The following is a 15,726-nucleotide window of genomic DNA, read 5'->3' as shown; positions in this document are numbered from 1 at the left end:
CCGAAGGTGACCATGGGCGGCTACCGGAGGGCTTCGCGGAGCAGGCCGGCGTGCAGTGCTGCTTGCAGGCAGGCCATCTTGTCGTCGGGGTCGCTGGCCAGTTCGGCGGCGCGCACCAGGCTCTGGGAGACCTTGCTCGCGAGGTTGAACAGGGCGTCGGCGGTTGCGTTGGCGGTGTCGTGGTCGGTGGGCGCGGTGGCCTGCAGGGACGGGGCTCGGCGCAGGGCACGGTGAGCCTGGGTGGCTTCTCCCTCGGCCATGCCCCAGGCGATGAATCCGTCGGGTTCTTGGGCGGCGAAGGCGGTGATGACGCGTTCGGCGTGGGCTAGGTCCTTGAGGGCGGTGGTGAGGAGTTCGGTGAACCAGGTCTGGCGGACCTGGGCGTGCTCGCGTTCGTGAGTCATCTGTGGGTCCTTGGTCCGAGCGAATGAGGCTGGCGCAGTGCCGGGCGTGCTGGTCCGGGACGGATCCGGGCTTGGTCGTGTTGGTGGAAAGAGGTCTTGAGCATCTGAGTTCCCGGCTGTGGTCAGGTGGCTTGAGTCGGGCCCTGGCGAGGCCTGGACTGGTTGGTGGGATGGCCGTGGTTGGGTCTTGGCGCGGGTGGGATGCCTTGGGTGATGTCGTGCGGGAAGTCGTTGGCGGCGGCTGCGGCGTCACGTGGACGGCTGGCAGGTGCAGGCGGGGGCGGTTTGGGGTCGAGTTCGTTGCGCAGTTGGTGTGCGGGAACGCCCGACCAGGAGCTGAGCGCCTCGATCAGGTTGTCGCAGGAGCGTTTGACGGCGGCGTGGTCGGGTGCCGTGGCGGTGGTGAGGCGGGCCGCGAGGCTGATGTAGGCGCGTTCGGCCTGGTCGGCATGGGAGATGGTGCCCAGGGGCGTTTTGGTCGGTGGGAAGGGTGGTGCTGGGGCCAGGTGGTCGGCCAGCGCGGCGAGGATGTTGGGGATGCCGGGGACTTCGACGAGGTAGATCGTCCCGGCGTCGGTTCTGCTGGTGGTCCAGCCGACGATGGTGCCGCAGCGGTTGCCGTGCAGGGGTAGGCGGACCTCGTCGCTGACCTTGTACGGTGCGGTGTCCTGACCGGGGTTCTGCGAGGTGGTCACGCGGCCGCTGGCGATGACCTCGGCGAAGTCGAGATCGTGATCGATGGCGTAGTGCTCCAGGTCGTTGATCAGAGCGCTGAGCAGGGCTCGGGTGTAGAGCGGGTCGCGGTCGAGCAGGGAGCCGCCGCCGGGGAAGGCGCGCTGTTCGTAGGTTCGGATGATCTGGGTGGCGCGCGCCAGTTGTGTGGCGTTGAGGTCGTGGTCGGTCATGGGTTCCTACTTCAGGGCCGCGTGAAGGCGGCCGACGTGATGTGTGGCCTGCAGGCAGGCGACACGGTCACCGGGATCGGCGGACTTGGATGCGACGTTGAGGATCGCTTCGGTGACGACCAGGACGAAGTCGGCGATCGCCTCGGCGAGTTCCTGGGTCTCGCCCGTGGTCATGGGCGCGGCGCCGGGCCAGGCGAGGGTGGGGGCTTGCGACAGCGCCCACCATGCGTCGATGGCGGCGCTGGTCGCGGTCTCGGAGTCGAGGCGGGTCTGGTCGTTGCCGATGTCGGGCAGCAGGGTCGTGGTGCGCTCGATCAGGTCCACGCCGATGAAGGCGGCGGTGAGTAGCGCGGGGATGGAGTCGGCGGCTTTGATCTGTCGCGTGAGGTACTGGAACTGGTGCTTCAGGAGATCCTCCGTGGTGTTGCTGTTCGTTGATTGGGCGGCGACCGCGAGGCCGGTTAGCGACTGGGGCTGGGCGGCGGTTGCCGTGTGCGTGACGCGCGGGTCGTGGCCGGCTTCTGGTCGCTGGCGATGCTGTCGGCCAGGGGGAGCGGGAACGCTTGGGCGGCGAGTTGGGCGGGCGTGAGCCGAGCGGTCGATTCTGCGGCTGGCGCTGGCTGCTTGGTGGTGTCGTCCAGTTCTGCTGCGTTCAGGTGTTCGGTGACCCTGCTCAGCAGCAGGTCGGTGACGTTGCGTTCGTGCATGTTGTTCCAGGTGGTGAGCGCGGCCAGCAGGGTTCGGTGGTCTCGTAGGTCGTCCTGGCTTGGCTGTCGGCTGTGGATGTCTGCCATGGCGATGCGGGTTGCCGCGTCGACCAGGAGCTGTTCGGCTTTGAGCGGGTCGTGCACGACACCTTGAGTCGTGGGTGTGGCTGGGAAGGGCGGTGCGGGTTTCAGGTTGGCGGCGAGGACGGCCTGGTTCTCGTTGTGTCCAAGGAAACGCACGTAGTACTCGGTCTGGCCCTGGTGGGAGACCAGGACGCCGGTGACGCTGCCTCGTGTCGGCTGGCCCAGCAGTATCGCCTCGTGGGCGGCGGGGCCTTCGAGCTGGATGGTCGAGCCGATGGCGAAGGCGTTGGGGTTGTCGCGTTCGGTGTCGTAGTAGGCCTGCGCTTCGGCGACGAGGTCGTTGAACTCGATTCCGCGGTGCTCGGCGTAGTGCATCAGGTCGACCAGCAGGTCGCTGATCAGCTCGCGGGCGTCCTCGTCGTTTGTCCGGTGGTCGAGGTGCTCGGTCTGCTCGAAGAGGGCTTGGAAGGCATCGAGAGCTGCGGCTCCGAACTCGGCGAACTCTTCGGTGCCGGCTTCGGTCATGGAACCTCCATGCAGCAGGTGGCTTGGTGCCGTGGGTGTTGCGACGTCCTAGGGGCGGCGCGGGCGTCGATTGGAGCGGTCCGGCAGCCTCGTGACGGTGGGCGGGTCGTCGGGCCGAATGGGTGTGGGGCCTTGCGGGAACCCGGTCGCGGCGAGCCGGGCGACCGGGGCGAGGCCAGGCGGGTCGGCGCTGTCGGCGCTGTCGGTTTGGCGGGCGGCATTTGAGATGCGGGGAGGCAGGTGGCGGACGATCCCTTCAGGCTGGCCGCCGGACCATGTGGCCAGGGCTTCGGACAGCCGAGCCAGGTCGTCCAGCTTTTCCTGGTAGGTGACCGGGGCGGTGTCGGCGTTGCGTTCGAGCCGGGCGGTGAGAGCGGTGATCGTTTCCTCGGCGTCACGCGCTTGGTGCACGACTCCGGCGGTTCGCGTGGCGACCGGCAGAAGTGAGTCGGCGGGTTCGAGTTCGGACGCGGTCACGTGGATGGTGTCGGCGACGGCTGGGACGCGGACCGTGCACCGGGCGTCGCCACCCGGTGCTTCGGTGAGGGAGGTGATGAAGCCGCGCCAGCGCGGGTACCGGGGCTTGGCTCCGGTGGCGGTCTCCTGTTGGCGAATCTGTACTTGGGTGCCGAGTCGGAAGTTGTGGACGGGCTCCGTCTTCGTGCCGCTGCGGTCGATGCTGCGTTGGTGCAGCTCCTCGAGCGTGTCGTGGACGTCCAGTCCGTGCTGGGCGGCGTAGCGGGCGAGCTGTTCGAGCAACGACTGGACGAGCGATCCGGCCAGGGACGGGTCGGTGCGATGGCTGGGAACGTCGCTGGACAGCAGTTCGCGCTGGTAGGCGTCGAGCACTGCGGCGATGGCGTCATCGGGATCGGGCATGCGAATCTCCAGGCAATGGCGTGAGAGGCGGTGGGCCGGGGTCAGGCTTCGGCGAGAGCGGGGACGCCGTTGTCGGGGCCGAGCCAGCCGTCGGGGACCGGGGTGACGCGGGCTTCGTGCGGGGTGAGGTGCTCGTTCTCGGTGCACTGGTAGAAGGGGCCGCGGGGTCCGAGGAGGACGGGGAGTTGGTGGTCGAGGTGGTCGCGGTACCACAGGGCCATGCCGGTGGCGCCTTGCAGCCGCATGGCTTCCCAGGCGTACCAGAGGGCGGTGAGGCGGGAGATCGCCTCGCCGTGGTGCCACCATTGGGCGCACCAGCGGAATTCGCCGCCGAGTGTGCGGCGGTACATGGGGACGAAGTGGGTCGTCACCCAGCTGGTCAGGCTGGGGTACAGCGGCTTGAGCTTGTCGCCCGCAGGGTTGGTCGCGATGTCTTCGACGGGCACTGAGCCTCCTGAACTATGGAGTCGGGCATGACGACGTCACCCGTTTGTCTCGGCGGATTCCTTGGGCAGCGGGGCGCGGAGCTAGGCGTCCAGCTCTGGCAGCTGAGTGCGTTCGGGCTGGCCGTGGTGGCGGCGGGCAGCTTGAGCGATGGCGGTGTCGGCGGCCTGGATGGCTTTGTTGATGGCGGTGGCGTGGGGGCCGCGGTACCAGGGGCGCAGGCGGAGCAGGGCGGGTTTGGTGCCGGTGGCCAGCAGGAGGGCGGTGCCGGTGGGCAGGGCGCGGATGTCGGCGGCTTCGAGGATGTCTTGGCGGCGCAGGGAGACCTGTTCGCTGGCGCGTCCGTCGTTGTAGGTGATGGAGCGCACGGGGACGTCGTGTTGTCCGATGAGGGTGGCCAGGTCGCGGACCAGGCGGGGCGAGTCGATGCCGGCGCCGATGAGTTTGCGGGTCGCAGCGCCCCACAACGCGGCCATGCCGGGCTCGCCCCACACGGTGACGCCCTGCTCGTAGCTTTGCAGGATGGTCACCGGGATGATCCCGCGCGACCCGAGGTGGGAGTACAGCTGGGGGAGGTCGGCGATGCGGCAGATGTTGGCGGCCTCGTCGAGCGCAACGATCAGGGGCGGGTCGAGGCGTCCGCCGGCTTGTTCGGCGCGGCGTTCGGCGGCGCGCATGGTGGTGTCGGTGAGCGCGGCGATCAGAGGAGCTGCAGCCGACAGGGACTTGGACAGCAGGTGGAGGGTGTCGCGGGTGCCGGCGAAGGCGTGCGGGTCGAAGACCGGCAGGTCGCGGGCGGGGGTGACCCAGGCGAGGATTTGCTGGTCGCGGAGGGCTTTGGCGGCGGTGCGGGCGGTCTGGTAGATCCCGTCGCGGGTTTCGACCGCGCCGTTCTGGGTGCCCTTCAGCGAGGAGGCCATGAGCTGGAATCCGGCTTCTTGGAGTAGTTCGATGGGGGTGGGGACGGCGGGTTCGTCGAGCCATTGGGCGACGTGGTGCAGGGAGCGGCCGGAGGTGGCGGCGGCCAGGAACAGCGCGCACAGCAGGTCCTGGGCCGCCGGCCCCCACAGGTCCTTCTTCTGGCCGTCGTCGACGGTGAGGACGAAGTGGCCGGCCAGGCGGTGGGCGTCTTCGACGGTGGTCAGCCCGGCGAGGGGGTTCCACCACCAGGTCTGGGGTTGGTAGGTGATGTGCTGCGGGTCGAACAGCCAGGTCCGGCCTTTGGTGCGTTCGGCGCGGACGGTGGAGATGGCGACCCACAGGTCGGCTTTGTTGCTGGTGGCGATGACCGGCCCCGGCGCCGACAGCACGTGCGGAATCGACTGGGTGGTCGTCTTACCCGACCGGGGCGCCATGAAGGCGATCACGGTGTCCTCGAACGAGGCGAACAGCGTGGGCCCGGTCCGGTCACCCGGCAGCAGCACGTCCCCCAGGACCAGGCCGATGTCGTCTCGGTCGAGCTGATCTGGCGGGGCGGTGAGGGAGTGGCGCAGCGCGACGGCCTTTCTCGCTGTCGCGGCCGGTTGGAGTTCGGCGAGGCCGGGGTTGTCAGCCAGTGCGGCCACTGCGTCTCCGGGCCAGGGAAGGCGTTCTGCGATGCGCCGCCAGAGCGTCCAGCCGACCCCACCCAGGGCGGCGAGCAGCAGTACCAAGATGAGCAGGACGAGCGGTGTTGGCGTGGCGGGCCAGGCGGTCTGGAACTGGCGGCGGGCGATCGCGACGGCGAAGCCCGCGCCGAAGTGGGCAACGGAACCTCCGACGAGGGTTGCGGCGAGCTTGGCCGCGACCCAGACCAGCCAGAGGGCGGCGATGGGTGCCCAGCAGGCGGCCAGGACGAGCCAGGCGGCGCCGGCGTTGGAGTCGAGGATCGAGGCACGGGGCCCGAGGGCTCGGATCATACGGTCGCCCGGATGGCCTGGTCGGTGTCGTACAGGTCAGTCTCGGGGCCGACGAGGGAGAGTTCGACGGGGATGCCAAGGCGTTCGCCGGTCTTGATCAGGTACTTGCCGCGTCCGGGGTGGCGGGCGCCGGGCTGCCAGGAGTCCGGCGCCGACCACGAGGTGACGAGCTGCTGCTCGGGACCGGTGAGTGGAGTGATCTCGTGTATCCGGGCGAGCTCGCGCGGTGGGAGTCCGGCCAGGACGGTGATGGCGGAGCGGTCGGCGAAGCCTTTGGCCTTGGCGCGGTCTTCCTCGGTGGCCAGCGAGTCCAGGTCGGCGAGCGAGTGGGTGATCATGATGGAGGCCATGCCCTTGGCGCGGTTGAGGCGGGTGAGGGAGTCGGCGTGCTCGACCAGCCCGGGGGCGCCGCGTAGCGCGCGCCAGAGTTCGTCCATGACGCCCAGGTAGGAGCGGCGCGGAGCAGCGTGCAGGTCGGCAAGAGTGGTCGCGGCGTCGACCATGCCGAACGCATAAGCCCAGGTGCACAGCATCGCGGCGGTGAGCAGCTTGTCGCCGGCGGCGCGGACCCGCGAGATGTCGACGCTGACCGCGGGGGCGTCGAGGTTGAGCGGGCGAGTGGTGGCGGCGTCGAAGACGCCTGCGAGCGACCCGGAGATGAGCAGGTCGAGGGTGAACACGAGGTCGCGGGTCTGGGCGCGGTAGGAGTCGGCGGTGTCGGTCCGGGTCGCCGACCGCAGCTCCTCGGGGCCTTGTTCGAGGATGTGCAGGACGTCCACGATCGTCGGGTCGCGGTCGAGGCGGTCGTCGAGCAGGTCGATGGCGCGGCCGAGAACGACCTCTTCGGCGTTGGTGATGCGGGCTTCCCGGACCAGGGTGGCCAGGGCCAGCAGCAGCGACAGCCGACGCGACCGGACTTCCCACCACAGGGCCTCGGCATCGGCGCCGGCGAGGCGCCGGCGGGCTTCGTTCAAGGGGCCGGCGTCGAGGGGGTTGATACGGTCGACGCCGCGTCCGACGCGGATGACCTGGCCGCCGAGGTAGTCGACCAGGCGGGTGTAGTCGGGTTTGGTGTCGCCGAGGATGATCGGGGTGGTGCCTGTGGCGACGGCGCCGGTTACCAGGCGTTTGACCAGCGTGGACTTGCCGGTGCCGGGCTGGCCGAGCACGAACATGCCGGGGTTGGTGACCAGACCCGCCCGCAGCCAGGCCAGCGGGTCGAGGCAGACGACCTCGCCCCACAGCTGGTGGCGTCCGACCGGGGTGCCGATCGTCGGTGTGCCCGAGCCGGCGGTGAAGGGATAGAGGCCGCAGACCTGGCTGGTGGTGGTCTGGTATTCGGACGCGGGTTCGATGTGGGCGGCGCGTCCGGTATCAGGGCCGCGCCAGCCCCAGGCAGGCGCGAGTGGCTCGGCCATGGCTTGTGCTTCAACCGAGGTCATGTGCTGTGTTCTCCGGTTCAGTGGTTGAGGCGGCGAGAGAGTTCGGGTGGGCAGATGCCGCACGGCAGGGTGGTGGCGAACCCGGCGGCTTGGCTGCCCCACAGCCGCCGCAGCCGGATCTTGGCGGCGTCCGCGGACGCCTCGACGTGCGCGACGGCGCGGCGCAGCTGCTCGGGTTCGGTGACGGTGACGGTGGCGTACATCGACACCAGGCACACCCCGGCCCCCATGGCCTCTTCGGCGGCGGCTTGGCGGGCGCGCGCAGAGTCCCAGCTGTCGCGGGCGGTTTCGTCGCGGCCGGTGCGGCGCCGGAACTGCGTGCGGAACGCCGCCGCGTTCACCTCCTGCTGCAGGACACGGCTCGCAGCCGCCGCGGGCAGCGCCCGGTACTGCAAGGTGATGCGCTTGGGGAATGGGCCGGGCGCGACGAGGCGGGCGAGGATGTCGGCGCGGACGTTTTGGCGGGGCGGCTCGTGCCAGGCCCAGCTCACCGAGACACCACCGTCGTGCTCGTAGTGGCCGGTGTGCTCGGTCGCGGCGACTGGGCCTGCGTCACACCAGCCCAGCACCTCATCGGCCCGTGGCCCGGACAGGAGGCGGTTGACCTCGCCGCGGGCGTGCGGGTCGAACGCGGTCCGCACCGTCCCGGCGATCTCCGCTGCGGTCGCCCTGCCCTGGACCGACACTCCGCAGCCGCCGAGTCGGGACGCCAGCCCGTCGAGGATGCGGCCGAGGTCGGCGACCGCCTCGAACAGATCCTTGGGCGCGGCAGCCGAGGATCTGGGGTCGAAGGTGACCGAGACGCGGGTATCGACATCGGCCGCCGCGGCCGGAGCCGCCTGCACCAACTCGTTCATGATGGCCCGCGCCCGCTCAGGCGCGCTGGGCATGACGGCCTGCCGGACCGCGTCGGCGAGCGTGGAGCCGGGCTCGGGCGCGGTATCGACGGTGACGGTGACCCACCGGACCGGGGGCATGTGACCGAGGGCGGCGAGCCAGCCTCCCCAGGCCGCGACCCAGGAGTCGGCGTCGGTCCGGTCGGCCAGCCACGTCGAGGCCGGCACCACCCGCAACGTCGCGGTGAGCAGCCCGGTACGCCGGTCCCACACGATCCCGTACCGGCCGCCGTACCCGTCCTCGGCACTCAGCAACGTCAACGGCGCCAGCACGCCGGGAAGCTGGAAGGCGCGCGGGTGGTCGATGACGACGCCGGCGCGATAACGGTTGTGGCCGCGCAGCACGCCCCATCGCCACCGGCACCGCGCCACCACCAGCCGCCCGATCGGCACCCCACCGACCCGGATCAGCCCCAACCCGCCCACCACCGCAATCGGCGGGAGAAGGTAGACGAGGACATCGGGAGCGATGGCGGCGACCAGAACCAGCAGCACCGCCACGCCAAGCGCGATGAAGGTGGCGGTGGTGTCCAGCCCGAGCAGCCCGATGCCATGCCGGCGCCGCCAGCCACCGTAGGTGCGGATGTCATGCCCCACCTGCGCCACCTCCTTCACCGGCAGCGCCCGACGGGCCGCCAGAGCCTCCTGTGTCTGTGGAGCCGGTGGGATTGCCCATCCAGCGCAGGGTGTCCGCGCCGCGGTGCCGCTCGCGTTCAGCCGTCTGCATAGTCGCGGGGCCGACCGGCTCACCTTGACCACCGTCGGGTGGCGCCCATCCGCCAGCGTTGCCTGCCGTATTTCCGGTGGTCGCGGACTGGTCGGAGCCCGGTGGCGTGCTTCCTGCCGGCGCACCGGGATCAGGGCTCGAAGAATCCGCGGCGCCGATGTCGGCGAAGCCGCCCTGGACCCTTTGCCCGGAGTCGGGTTGCGGTGGGGACGGCGCGGCACCGGAAGCGGTGTTGTCTTGGTCGCCGAGCTGCTGGCTGAGATAGTCGGCATGTTCGCTGGCCGCGCCGCGCCCTCCACTGCCGGAGCCGCCGGCCGCACCGTATCCGCGCAGAGCACCAAGGGCGGTGGCGCCGCCCATCAGCGCGCCGAGGATGCCGCCGCCGCTCCCGGCTTCCGCGCCGCCGGTGGTCCAGGTAAAGAACTTCAGCAGCACCGGGAACGCGATCAGGCTGATCAGCATCATCGCGAATCCCATGAGCACCGAATGCAGGTTCTTGCCGGTCCCGATGAGGGTGAACGCGGTCGCATAGACGGCCGCTGCAGCGGGTTTGTAGAAGATGAGCGCGAGCATCCAGCCCCCGACCCGGGTCAGCCACGACTTCGTTGCGGCGGTGATGCCTCCGGCGGCGGCCAGCGGTAGCAGTCCGGCGAGGATGACCAGAGCGGCGCCGCGGAACAGCAACAGCAGTGCCTGCACGATGCCGATGAACAGCGCCACCAGGGACAGCACCAGCACCAGCGCCGCCGGCGTCCCGGTCGGGATGATGACGATCTCGGCCATTCGCTTGGCGAAGCCGCCTTGCGAGGAGGCGTTCAACACCCAGCCGCACCACTCATCGCCCCACTGCAGCAGCAGGTTCGGCAGCACCGTCCCGATCGCGGTCACGGTGGCCAGCACCAGCAGGCCACGGCCGACGTCGATCGCGGGGGCGGCCTTGCGTGTGAGCGCCATCTTCCCGGCGACCACGAGCAGCGCCAGCACCGCCACCGCGACCGTCAACGGCTGCACCAACAGTTGCAGGTACCCGATCGCCGACTCGGTCTCCAGGTTCGGCGAGGGCGTCTTCACCCACCAGGACGCGGTGTGGGAGACTAGCCACCCCACCGCGGACTGGAACGCCTTCGCCGCCTTCTCGACGGCATTGCTGCCGATTTCGCCGGGGATGTCGGGCATCGGCGGGCCCCAGGGATGGTCGTCGTTGTCGACCGTCTGCACGCAGCCCGGGTCCAGCACCGATGAGCACGGGTCCGGTGGAACCAAGAGCATCGTCATGAGCCGCCGCCTCCGTTCGGGAAGCGGACGTAGCCGTCGGCAGAGGGGATCGAGGCTGCCGCCCCGCCCCAGGTTCCGCCGGGCGGGGCGATGACCCGCCAGTCGTCGTCCTGCCACTGCAGTTGAATCCGGGTGACGGCCCGCACCGTCATGTCGCTGTCGCCGGGCCCGGCGGAGACCAGGTCGAGGCTGGCGGCGTCGGGGGAGTAGCCCTGCCAGCGGAACCCCTCCAGCACCACGTACGCGCGCCCCAGCGCCGCCCCGTCTCGCAGCTTCCCGCGGCGCTTGTCGTAGAGCTGCCGCGTTGCGGCCAGCAGAGTGGGAGCGTCCGGGCCGATGACCTGCTCGGCGATGGTCGGCTCGAACACCTTCGGCCCCCACTGCGCGTTGGCGCGCACCGCGACGTGCACCGCCGCCAGCAGCGCCCCGGACGGTGTCCGAGCGAACCCCGACGCCAGATCACCGGCGGTGCTGCGAGGGCCGTCCGCGGCGGAGTAGGGGAGGGCGACGCCGTGGTAGTCGCGCCAGGTCATCTCGGCGAACGACAGGGGCGGAGCGGCCATCACCCGCTTATCTGGGGGAGACGGAGGGATGGAAGCCCGCGTGATGTGCTGGGTCGGATCGGGAGCGGGAACGGTCAGATGCGTGGCGGCGCCAACAAGACCGCCGCCGACGATCGCGGCGAGGAGCAATCCACCGATGCGCCGGGACGATGAGCTGGCTGTGTCCGCGTTGCGCGGCCGTGTGATGCGAGGGAGTCGGGTCATTTGAAGAACACCCCGACGATGGGGGCCGCGGTGGCCGCCAGGCTGAGACCGCCCAGCACCCAAGGGATGCCGGTGGCGCCGTCGGCAGCGAAGGTGGAACGGTTCTTGCGGCCGATGGCCATCTGGCCTGCGCAGATGAACAGCCCGGCGACGCCGCAGATCAGCACGCCCCACTTGCCCCACGACAGCAGCGTGTTCATTTTGGCGTCCAGCCCCGGCGGCGGCGCCGGCGGCGGGTCGGGCACAGGCACTCCCAGACCGTCCTGTGGCCGCAGCCGCCACGGCTCCTCCAGCAGCCGACCGACCTGAGCCGCGCGGAGAACGAAGAGAGTCAGCGACATCCCACCTCCCCGCAGCGCACCGCTACGCTGCCATCGGCGTCGCCCACTAGGCGGCGGAGCTGGTCGATGGCGTGTCGCGCCTTACCGGGCAGGACGACCTCGGTCGGGGCCTCGGCCAGGCGTAGCTGGCGGACGTGGGGGACCCGGACGATCCCGCCGACGCGCGCTTCCAGCAGCGCGAACCGGGCGGTGGCGTCCCGCGACTCCGGACCTCCATCGCTGACGATCGCCAGCGCCGCCACCCGCTCGTCCCACTCGCGCAGGACCCCGATCGCTGCCGTCGCCCGCGTGGCCGCCACCGCGGTGTTACGCGCCGCGAGCACGATCGGCCGGCCCTTGGTGTCCAGCGGAGCACAGTCCAGATCCAGCAGCGACTCGATCGAGCCCATGTCCCATACCGCCGGCAGCAGCGCCGCCAGAGTGCTGGTGCCGGCGCCGCCGTGCGCACCGGCCACCACCACATCCAGCGCCTCCGGCTCGACGCCCGGCGCTGCGCCTGGTCCCGGTTCCGGTCCCGATGCCGGGCGGATCGTTCTGGTTTGGCGAAGACTCACCCATACCCCCGAATCATTGCTCTGGGTTGATGAGTGATTACAGTAAGTGGCAGACTTGTGGAGCGCAAGCATCACCAAACAACTTCTTCACAAGCCAACACCACTGACAACGCGCTACCGCAGCACCCGATCCGCCACACTGGAAGGACCACCCGCACCATGACCGCAACCCCAGGAGCCCCAGCGATGACCGACACGCCCGGCCGCGACCCCGACGTGCTCACCACCGCCGAACTCGCGACCAAACTCGGCCTGTCGCCCCAGACCGTCCGCCGGATGGCCAACGCCGGGCAGATCCCCGCGCTCAAGACCGGCAAGGACTTCCGCTACTCCTGGGAAGCAGTCCGCGAGGTGCTGCGGCAGCCCCACCACCAACCCGGGGGCCCCGCCGATGACCCAGACACACCCAACCCCAGCGACCAGCCCAAGAAGGGAGCCGGCTACCGCGCCCAACGACGCGCCCGCACCACCGCCCAACACCCCACCACCAACACCGACTAACACCGCGACCCGGCGGCGGCCCGCACGGTGAAGGCCGCCGCCACCATCTGCGCCGCCGTCCTGGCGCTCCCACTCGCCCTCGTCCTACTCCTCGCCGGACAACAGGACCAGGCCATCAGCGCCGGTCCGGCTGCGGGAGCGCCCACCCGGCTCGCCCGCACCGACATCCCACCCGCCTACCTGCGCTGGTACCTCGACGCCGCCCTAACCTGCCCGGGCCTGGGCTGGAACATCCTCGCCGCGATCGGCAAGATCGAATCCGACCATGGCCGCTCCACCGCACCCGGCGTGAAGACTGGGGAGAACAGCGCGGGCGCCGCCGGCCCCATGCAGTTCCTCGCGGGGACCTGGGCGACCTACGGCGTTGACGGCGACCACGACGGACACACTGACCGCTATAACCCCGCCGACGCCATCTACGGCGCCGCCCGCTACCTGTGCGCCAAGCACGCCGGTCAAGGCGGACGGCACCTGTACCAGGCGATCTGGCAGTACAACCACGCCGACTGGTACGTCCACAAAGTCCTCACCCAGGCCGCCGCCTACGCCACCCCCACACCCGCCGCGAGCGGACGCGGCGCCATCGCGGTCCGCGCCGCGCTGTATTGGCTCGGCACCCCCTACTCCTGGGGCGGCGGCGGACCGGCAGGCCCGAGCTACGGCACGGCCCAAGGCGCCGGGACCAAAGGGTTCGACTGCTCCGGCCTCACCCAATACGCCTGGGCAAAGGCCGGCATCCAACTCCCACGCATCGCCGCCGCCCAGTACACCGCTGGCCCGCACATCCCACGCACCCAACTACGCCCCGGTGACCTGCTGTTCTTCGCCACCAACACCCGAAACCCAGCGACGATCCACCACGTCGGCCTCTACTACGGCCACGGACAAATGATCCACGCCCCACAAACCGGCGACATCGTCCGCATCTCCCAGTTCACCGGCAACCCCTACCGCGAACACCAATACATCGGCGCCACCCGCCCGAGCACTTCCCACAGCGCAGCCTGACCGGAGGGCCATGCCCCACCACCACACCCACGCCACCACCCACCGGAACTGCCGCGACCACCGCGACCACGATCACCCCGACGGCCGCGCCCGGTCGAAACGAACCGCCCGCCACACGGCACCATCCCGAACCAGGAAGACACCGCCGCCGTGCGGGCCGATCCGGGCGTTCAGCTACGGCGGCGGCTGGCAATCCACCGCCGCCCTTGTCCTGGCCGCCCAAGGCCACGTCGACTTTCGGACCTTCCTGTTCGCCATCACCCCCAACACCGACACCCTTCCCTTCGAAGACGGTGACGGCTCCTGCGACACCGGCTGGTGCTTCGCATGACCGCACACACGAATCGAGAAGACGTGCGACGCGGACCTCGGGATGCTCGGGAGCTCAGCGGAGGTGTCGGAAGCCGAGAAACAAGCGACCGCGCTGGCCACGCGGGTCAATGCCGGCTCGCCCAGGCGGAACGACTCGCCGCCGAAGAGATCCCAGGAGACGAGAAGATCCAGGTCTACACGGTCAAGCAGGTCGCCGAGACTCTTCAGATCGGTCGAGACAAGGTGTTCATGCTGATCCGGACCGGCCGCCTGCGCAGCATCAAGATCGGACGGCTCCGCCGGATCACCGCTCGACAGCTCGCCGACTTCATCGCCTCGCTCGAAGAGTGACGCGCACTGTCTGTAGTGCTTGCGCTACGGTGTGCTACGCATGGTCTCGGGCCTCTCCGACGAGGGGCCCGGGGGTCGCTTCTTGATAACTCCATCGACACGAGCGCGATCTCACCTCGGCACAGGCAACTGACGAGAGGAGATGCACACATGAAGCAAGACAGGACGACCCTGCCCGCGGTGCGGGTGGACATGGCGTTCAAGCAGCGCCTTGCCGTTTACGCGGAGTCGCAGGAACGCGACGTGTCCTGGGTCATCAGGAAAGCGATCAAGGAGTATCTCGACCGACGCGAGGAGCGATCGATTGAGCAAGATCTTGATCGGTAAGTACGCAGGAACCATCTACCAGGAGAAAGGGGGCTATACCGGAGCCGTGGCCCTCGGCTTCGGGCCGGACGGCAAGCGCAAGCGGCTCAAGCGGAAGGGAAGGACCAAGAGTCAGGTTCTGGACAGGCTCAAGGAGGCAGTCGCCGACCTGGAAGCGGGGGTCAAGACTCCCGTGAACTACACGGTCGGGGACGCCGTGGAGGACTGGCTCGCCAAGGGCCTTCGGGGCCTCGACGACGACACGGTCATCAACTACCGGAGTCTCGCCCGCAAGCACGTCATCCCGCTGATCGGCAAGCCCAAGCTGGGCGACCTGCGGGCGGACGACGTGGACACCTGGCTCGACGGACTCACCGGCTCGCTGTCCACCCGGACCCTGCGGCTCGTGCACGCGATCCTCAAGCGCGCGATCCGTCAGGCGCAGGCGCGAGATATGGTCACCCGGAACGTGGCCGAGCTGGTCAAGACCCCCAAGGGCCTTGCCGGGCGTCCAAGCCGGGCGCTCACGCTCGAGCAGGCCCAAGCCGTTCTCGAGGCCGCCAAGTCATCGCGACTGCACGCCTACGTCGAGCTCAGCCTCCTGACGGGCGTCCGCACCGAAGAGGCGCGGGCGCTGCAATGGGACCACGTCGTGGCGTGGGTCGACGAAGAAGAATGGCGGCCGGTGGTCAAGGCTGGCTTCGATCACGAAAGGTTCGCCATCTACGTGTGGCGGTCCGTGCGGGCCGGCGGCGACACCAAGACCGAGAAGTCGCGCCGGACGCTGGAACTGCCTGGACGGGCGGCGGAGGCTCTGCGCAAACACCACACGCGGCAGGCCGCGCAGCGGCTCAAAGCGGGGGAGGTGTGGCAGGACAACGGCCTGGTGTTCTGCTCGACGAGCGGCCGACCGCTGGACGCCGCCAACGTGCGGCGGGCGTTCCGGCTCATCACCAAGAAGGCGGGGATCGGGGAGACCTGGTCGCCGCGCGAACTGCGTCACTCGTTCGTCTCGATCATGAGTGACGGCGGGCTGCCCATCGAGGCGATCGCCGATCTGTGCGGGCACTCCTCGCCGGCGGTCACCGGGGAGGTCTACCGGCATCAACTCCGGCCGGTGGTCACCAAGGGCGCGGAGGTCGTCGACGTGGTGTTCGGTCCGAGCAAGTCGGCGTAGATCGGGTGACGGTGGCTCCCCTTTTGGCTCCCCATCGACCTTCAAGATCGAAAAAGGGCTCCGGAGTGATCTCCGAAGCCCCTCTGACCTGGCCTTTCTCTGTCGGGACGGCGGGATTTGAACCCACGACCCCTTGACCCCCAGTCAAGTGCGCTGCCAAACTGCGCTACGTCCCGGTGCCCGCCTTAGCGGGCGTGATTACTCTAGCGCAGTCTGGAGGGTC

19 protein-coding genes and 1 tRNA gene are annotated in these 15,726 nt (G+C 69.7%); 6 read left to right on the top strand and 14 right to left on the bottom strand.

Annotation, left to right across the window (positions count from 1 at the left end; translation table 11 throughout):
* Positions 1 to 20: 20 nt before the first annotated feature.
* From AB0C78_RS17320 to AB0C78_RS17260, 13 genes are all read right to left on the bottom strand, one after another.
* Entirely contained in the window at positions 21 to 404 is a 384-nt protein-coding gene (locus AB0C78_RS17320; protein WP_360748412.1) for a hypothetical protein, read from the bottom strand.
* A 122-nt stretch (positions 405 to 526) separates the two neighbouring features.
* Complete coding sequence (locus tag AB0C78_RS17315) at positions 527 to 1,309, bottom strand: hypothetical protein (RefSeq protein WP_360748409.1); 783 nt, start codon at positions 1,307 to 1,309, stop codon at positions 527 to 529.
* Between the two features lie 6 nt (positions 1,310 to 1,315).
* Entirely contained in the window at positions 1,316 to 1,633 is a 318-nt protein-coding gene (locus AB0C78_RS17310; protein WP_360748406.1) for a hypothetical protein, read from the bottom strand.
* 137 nt (positions 1,634 to 1,770) lie between these two features.
* On the bottom strand, positions 1,771 to 2,625 hold the full coding sequence (locus AB0C78_RS17305) for a hypothetical protein (RefSeq protein WP_360748403.1): 855 nt from the start codon (positions 2,623 to 2,625) through the stop codon (positions 1,771 to 1,773).
* Between the two features lie 48 nt (positions 2,626 to 2,673).
* Positions 2,674 to 3,504: a hypothetical protein gene (locus AB0C78_RS17300; RefSeq protein WP_360748400.1), complete on the bottom strand. Its 831-nt coding sequence runs from the start codon at positions 3,502 to 3,504 to the stop codon at positions 2,674 to 2,676.
* 41 nt (positions 3,505 to 3,545) lie between these two features.
* Entirely contained in the window at positions 3,546 to 3,950 is a 405-nt protein-coding gene (locus AB0C78_RS17295; protein ID WP_360748397.1) for a DUF4913 domain-containing protein, read from the bottom strand.
* Positions 3,951 to 4,031: 81 nt separating this feature from the next.
* Positions 4,032 to 5,846, bottom strand: a complete 1,815-nt coding sequence (locus AB0C78_RS17290) for a TraM recognition domain-containing protein (protein ID WP_360748394.1) — start codon at positions 5,844 to 5,846, stop codon at positions 4,032 to 4,034.
* Positions 5,843 to 7,264 (bottom strand): hypothetical protein, encoded by a 1,422-nt coding sequence (locus AB0C78_RS17285; protein ID WP_360748391.1) that lies wholly within the window; start codon positions 7,262 to 7,264, stop codon positions 5,843 to 5,845. Before AB0C78_RS17285 ends, AB0C78_RS17290 begins: the two co-directional genes overlap by 4 nt.
* A 41-nt stretch (positions 7,265 to 7,305) precedes the next feature.
* Positions 7,306 to 8,781: an SCO6880 family protein gene (locus AB0C78_RS17280; protein ID WP_360748388.1), complete on the bottom strand. Its 1,476-nt coding sequence runs from the start codon at positions 8,779 to 8,781 to the stop codon at positions 7,306 to 7,308.
* Positions 8,771 to 10,186 carry a hypothetical protein gene (locus AB0C78_RS17275; protein ID WP_360748385.1) on the bottom strand — a complete coding sequence of 472 codons (1,416 nt, stop codon included), beginning with the start codon at positions 10,184 to 10,186 and terminating at the stop codon, positions 8,771 to 8,773. The genes AB0C78_RS17280 and AB0C78_RS17275 overlap by 11 nt, the downstream gene beginning before the upstream one ends.
* Positions 10,183 to 10,749 carry a hypothetical protein gene (locus tag AB0C78_RS17270; RefSeq protein ID WP_360748382.1) on the bottom strand — a complete coding sequence of 189 codons (567 nt, stop codon included), beginning with the start codon at positions 10,747 to 10,749 and terminating at the stop codon, positions 10,183 to 10,185. Before AB0C78_RS17270 ends, AB0C78_RS17275 begins: the two co-directional genes overlap by 4 nt.
* Positions 10,750 to 10,949: 200 nt before the next feature.
* Positions 10,950 to 11,294, bottom strand: coding sequence for a hypothetical protein (locus tag AB0C78_RS17265; protein ID WP_360748379.1), 345 nt, complete (start codon positions 11,292 to 11,294; stop codon positions 10,950 to 10,952).
* The gene (locus AB0C78_RS17260; RefSeq protein WP_360748376.1) at positions 11,285 to 11,749 is read right to left on the bottom strand and encodes a hypothetical protein; all 465 of its coding nucleotides are present in this window, start codon (positions 11,747 to 11,749) and stop codon (positions 11,285 to 11,287) included. The genes AB0C78_RS17265 and AB0C78_RS17260 overlap by 10 nt, the downstream gene beginning before the upstream one ends.
* Before the next feature lie 285 nt (positions 11,750 to 12,034).
* On the opposite strand from AB0C78_RS17260, the gene AB0C78_RS17255 reads away from it, so the two are divergent.
* From AB0C78_RS17255 to AB0C78_RS17230, 6 genes are all read left to right on the top strand, one after another.
* Entirely contained in the window at positions 12,035 to 12,349 is a 315-nt protein-coding gene (locus AB0C78_RS17255; RefSeq protein ID WP_360748373.1) for a helix-turn-helix domain-containing protein, read from the top strand.
* A 27-nt stretch (positions 12,350 to 12,376) separates the two neighbouring features.
* On the top strand, positions 12,377 to 13,357 hold the full coding sequence (locus tag AB0C78_RS17250; protein WP_360748370.1) for an NlpC/P60 family protein: 981 nt from the start codon (positions 12,377 to 12,379) through the stop codon (positions 13,355 to 13,357).
* A gap of 10 nt (positions 13,358 to 13,367) precedes the next feature.
* Positions 13,368 to 13,688 carry a hypothetical protein gene (locus AB0C78_RS17245; protein WP_360748367.1) on the top strand — a complete coding sequence of 107 codons (321 nt, stop codon included), beginning with the start codon at positions 13,368 to 13,370 and terminating at the stop codon, positions 13,686 to 13,688.
* The gene (locus AB0C78_RS17240) at positions 13,685 to 14,020 is read left to right on the top strand and encodes a helix-turn-helix domain-containing protein (protein WP_360748364.1); all 336 of its coding nucleotides are present in this window, start codon (positions 13,685 to 13,687) and stop codon (positions 14,018 to 14,020) included. The genes AB0C78_RS17245 and AB0C78_RS17240 overlap by 4 nt, the downstream gene beginning before the upstream one ends.
* Positions 14,021 to 14,170: 150 nt before the next feature.
* Complete coding sequence (locus AB0C78_RS17235) at positions 14,171 to 14,347, top strand: ribbon-helix-helix protein, CopG family (protein ID WP_360748361.1); 177 nt, start codon at positions 14,171 to 14,173, stop codon at positions 14,345 to 14,347.
* Positions 14,325 to 15,503 carry a tyrosine-type recombinase/integrase gene (locus tag AB0C78_RS17230; protein WP_360748358.1) on the top strand — a complete coding sequence of 393 codons (1,179 nt, stop codon included), beginning with the start codon at positions 14,325 to 14,327 and terminating at the stop codon, positions 15,501 to 15,503. Before AB0C78_RS17235 ends, AB0C78_RS17230 begins: the two co-directional genes overlap by 23 nt.
* Positions 15,504 to 15,605: 102 nt before the next feature.
* On the opposite strand, the gene AB0C78_RS17225 is transcribed toward AB0C78_RS17230, so the two are convergent.
* Positions 15,606 to 15,679: transfer RNA gene (locus tag AB0C78_RS17225), tRNA-Pro, on the bottom strand.
* Positions 15,680 to 15,726: the final 47 nt, after the last annotated feature.

It is taken from the genome of Actinomadura sp. NPDC048394 (genome assembly GCF_040651755.1).
GTDB classification, from domain to species: Bacteria; Actinomycetota; Actinomycetes; order Streptosporangiales; family Streptosporangiaceae; genus Spirillospora; species Spirillospora montaniterrae.
Note: the sequence above shows the minus strand (reverse complement) of the source record. Positions and strands in the feature narration are given on the sequence as shown.

Bases quoted from the DNA above. Each gene is read 5' to 3' on its own strand.
- AB0C78_RS17315 (WP_360748409.1), bottom strand. From the start codon at position 1,309: ATGACCGACCACGACCTCAACGCCACACAACTGGCGCGCGCCACCCAG.
- AB0C78_RS17275 (WP_360748385.1), bottom strand. From the start codon at position 10,186: ATGACGATGCTCTTGGTTCCACCGGACCCGTGCTCATCGGTGCTGGAC.
- AB0C78_RS17265 (WP_360748379.1), bottom strand. From the start codon at position 11,294: ATGTCGCTGACTCTCTTCGTTCTCCGCGCGGCTCAGGTCGGTCGGCTG.
- AB0C78_RS17255 (WP_360748373.1), top strand. From the start codon at position 12,035: ATGACCGACACGCCCGGCCGCGACCCCGACGTGCTCACCACCGCCGAA.
- AB0C78_RS17240 (WP_360748364.1), top strand. From the start codon at position 13,685: ATGACCGCACACACGAATCGAGAAGACGTGCGACGCGGACCTCGGGAT.
- AB0C78_RS17285 (WP_360748391.1), bottom strand. From the start codon at position 7,264: ATGGCCGAGCCACTCGCGCCTGCCTGGGGCTGGCGCGGCCCTGATACC.
- AB0C78_RS17300 (WP_360748400.1), bottom strand. From the start codon at position 3,504: ATGCCCGATCCCGATGACGCCATCGCCGCAGTGCTCGACGCCTACCAG.
- AB0C78_RS17320 (WP_360748412.1), bottom strand. From the start codon at position 404: ATGACTCACGAACGCGAGCACGCCCAGGTCCGCCAGACCTGGTTCACC.
- AB0C78_RS17235 (WP_360748361.1), top strand. From the start codon at position 14,171: ATGAAGCAAGACAGGACGACCCTGCCCGCGGTGCGGGTGGACATGGCG.
- AB0C78_RS17245 (WP_360748367.1), top strand. From the start codon at position 13,368: ATGCCCCACCACCACACCCACGCCACCACCCACCGGAACTGCCGCGAC.
- AB0C78_RS17290 (WP_360748394.1), bottom strand. From the start codon at position 5,846: ATGATCCGAGCCCTCGGGCCCCGTGCCTCGATCCTCGACTCCAACGCC.
- AB0C78_RS17270 (WP_360748382.1), bottom strand. From the start codon at position 10,749: ATGGCCGCTCCGCCCCTGTCGTTCGCCGAGATGACCTGGCGCGACTAC.
- AB0C78_RS17305 (WP_360748403.1), bottom strand. From the start codon at position 2,625: ATGACCGAAGCCGGCACCGAAGAGTTCGCCGAGTTCGGAGCCGCAGCT.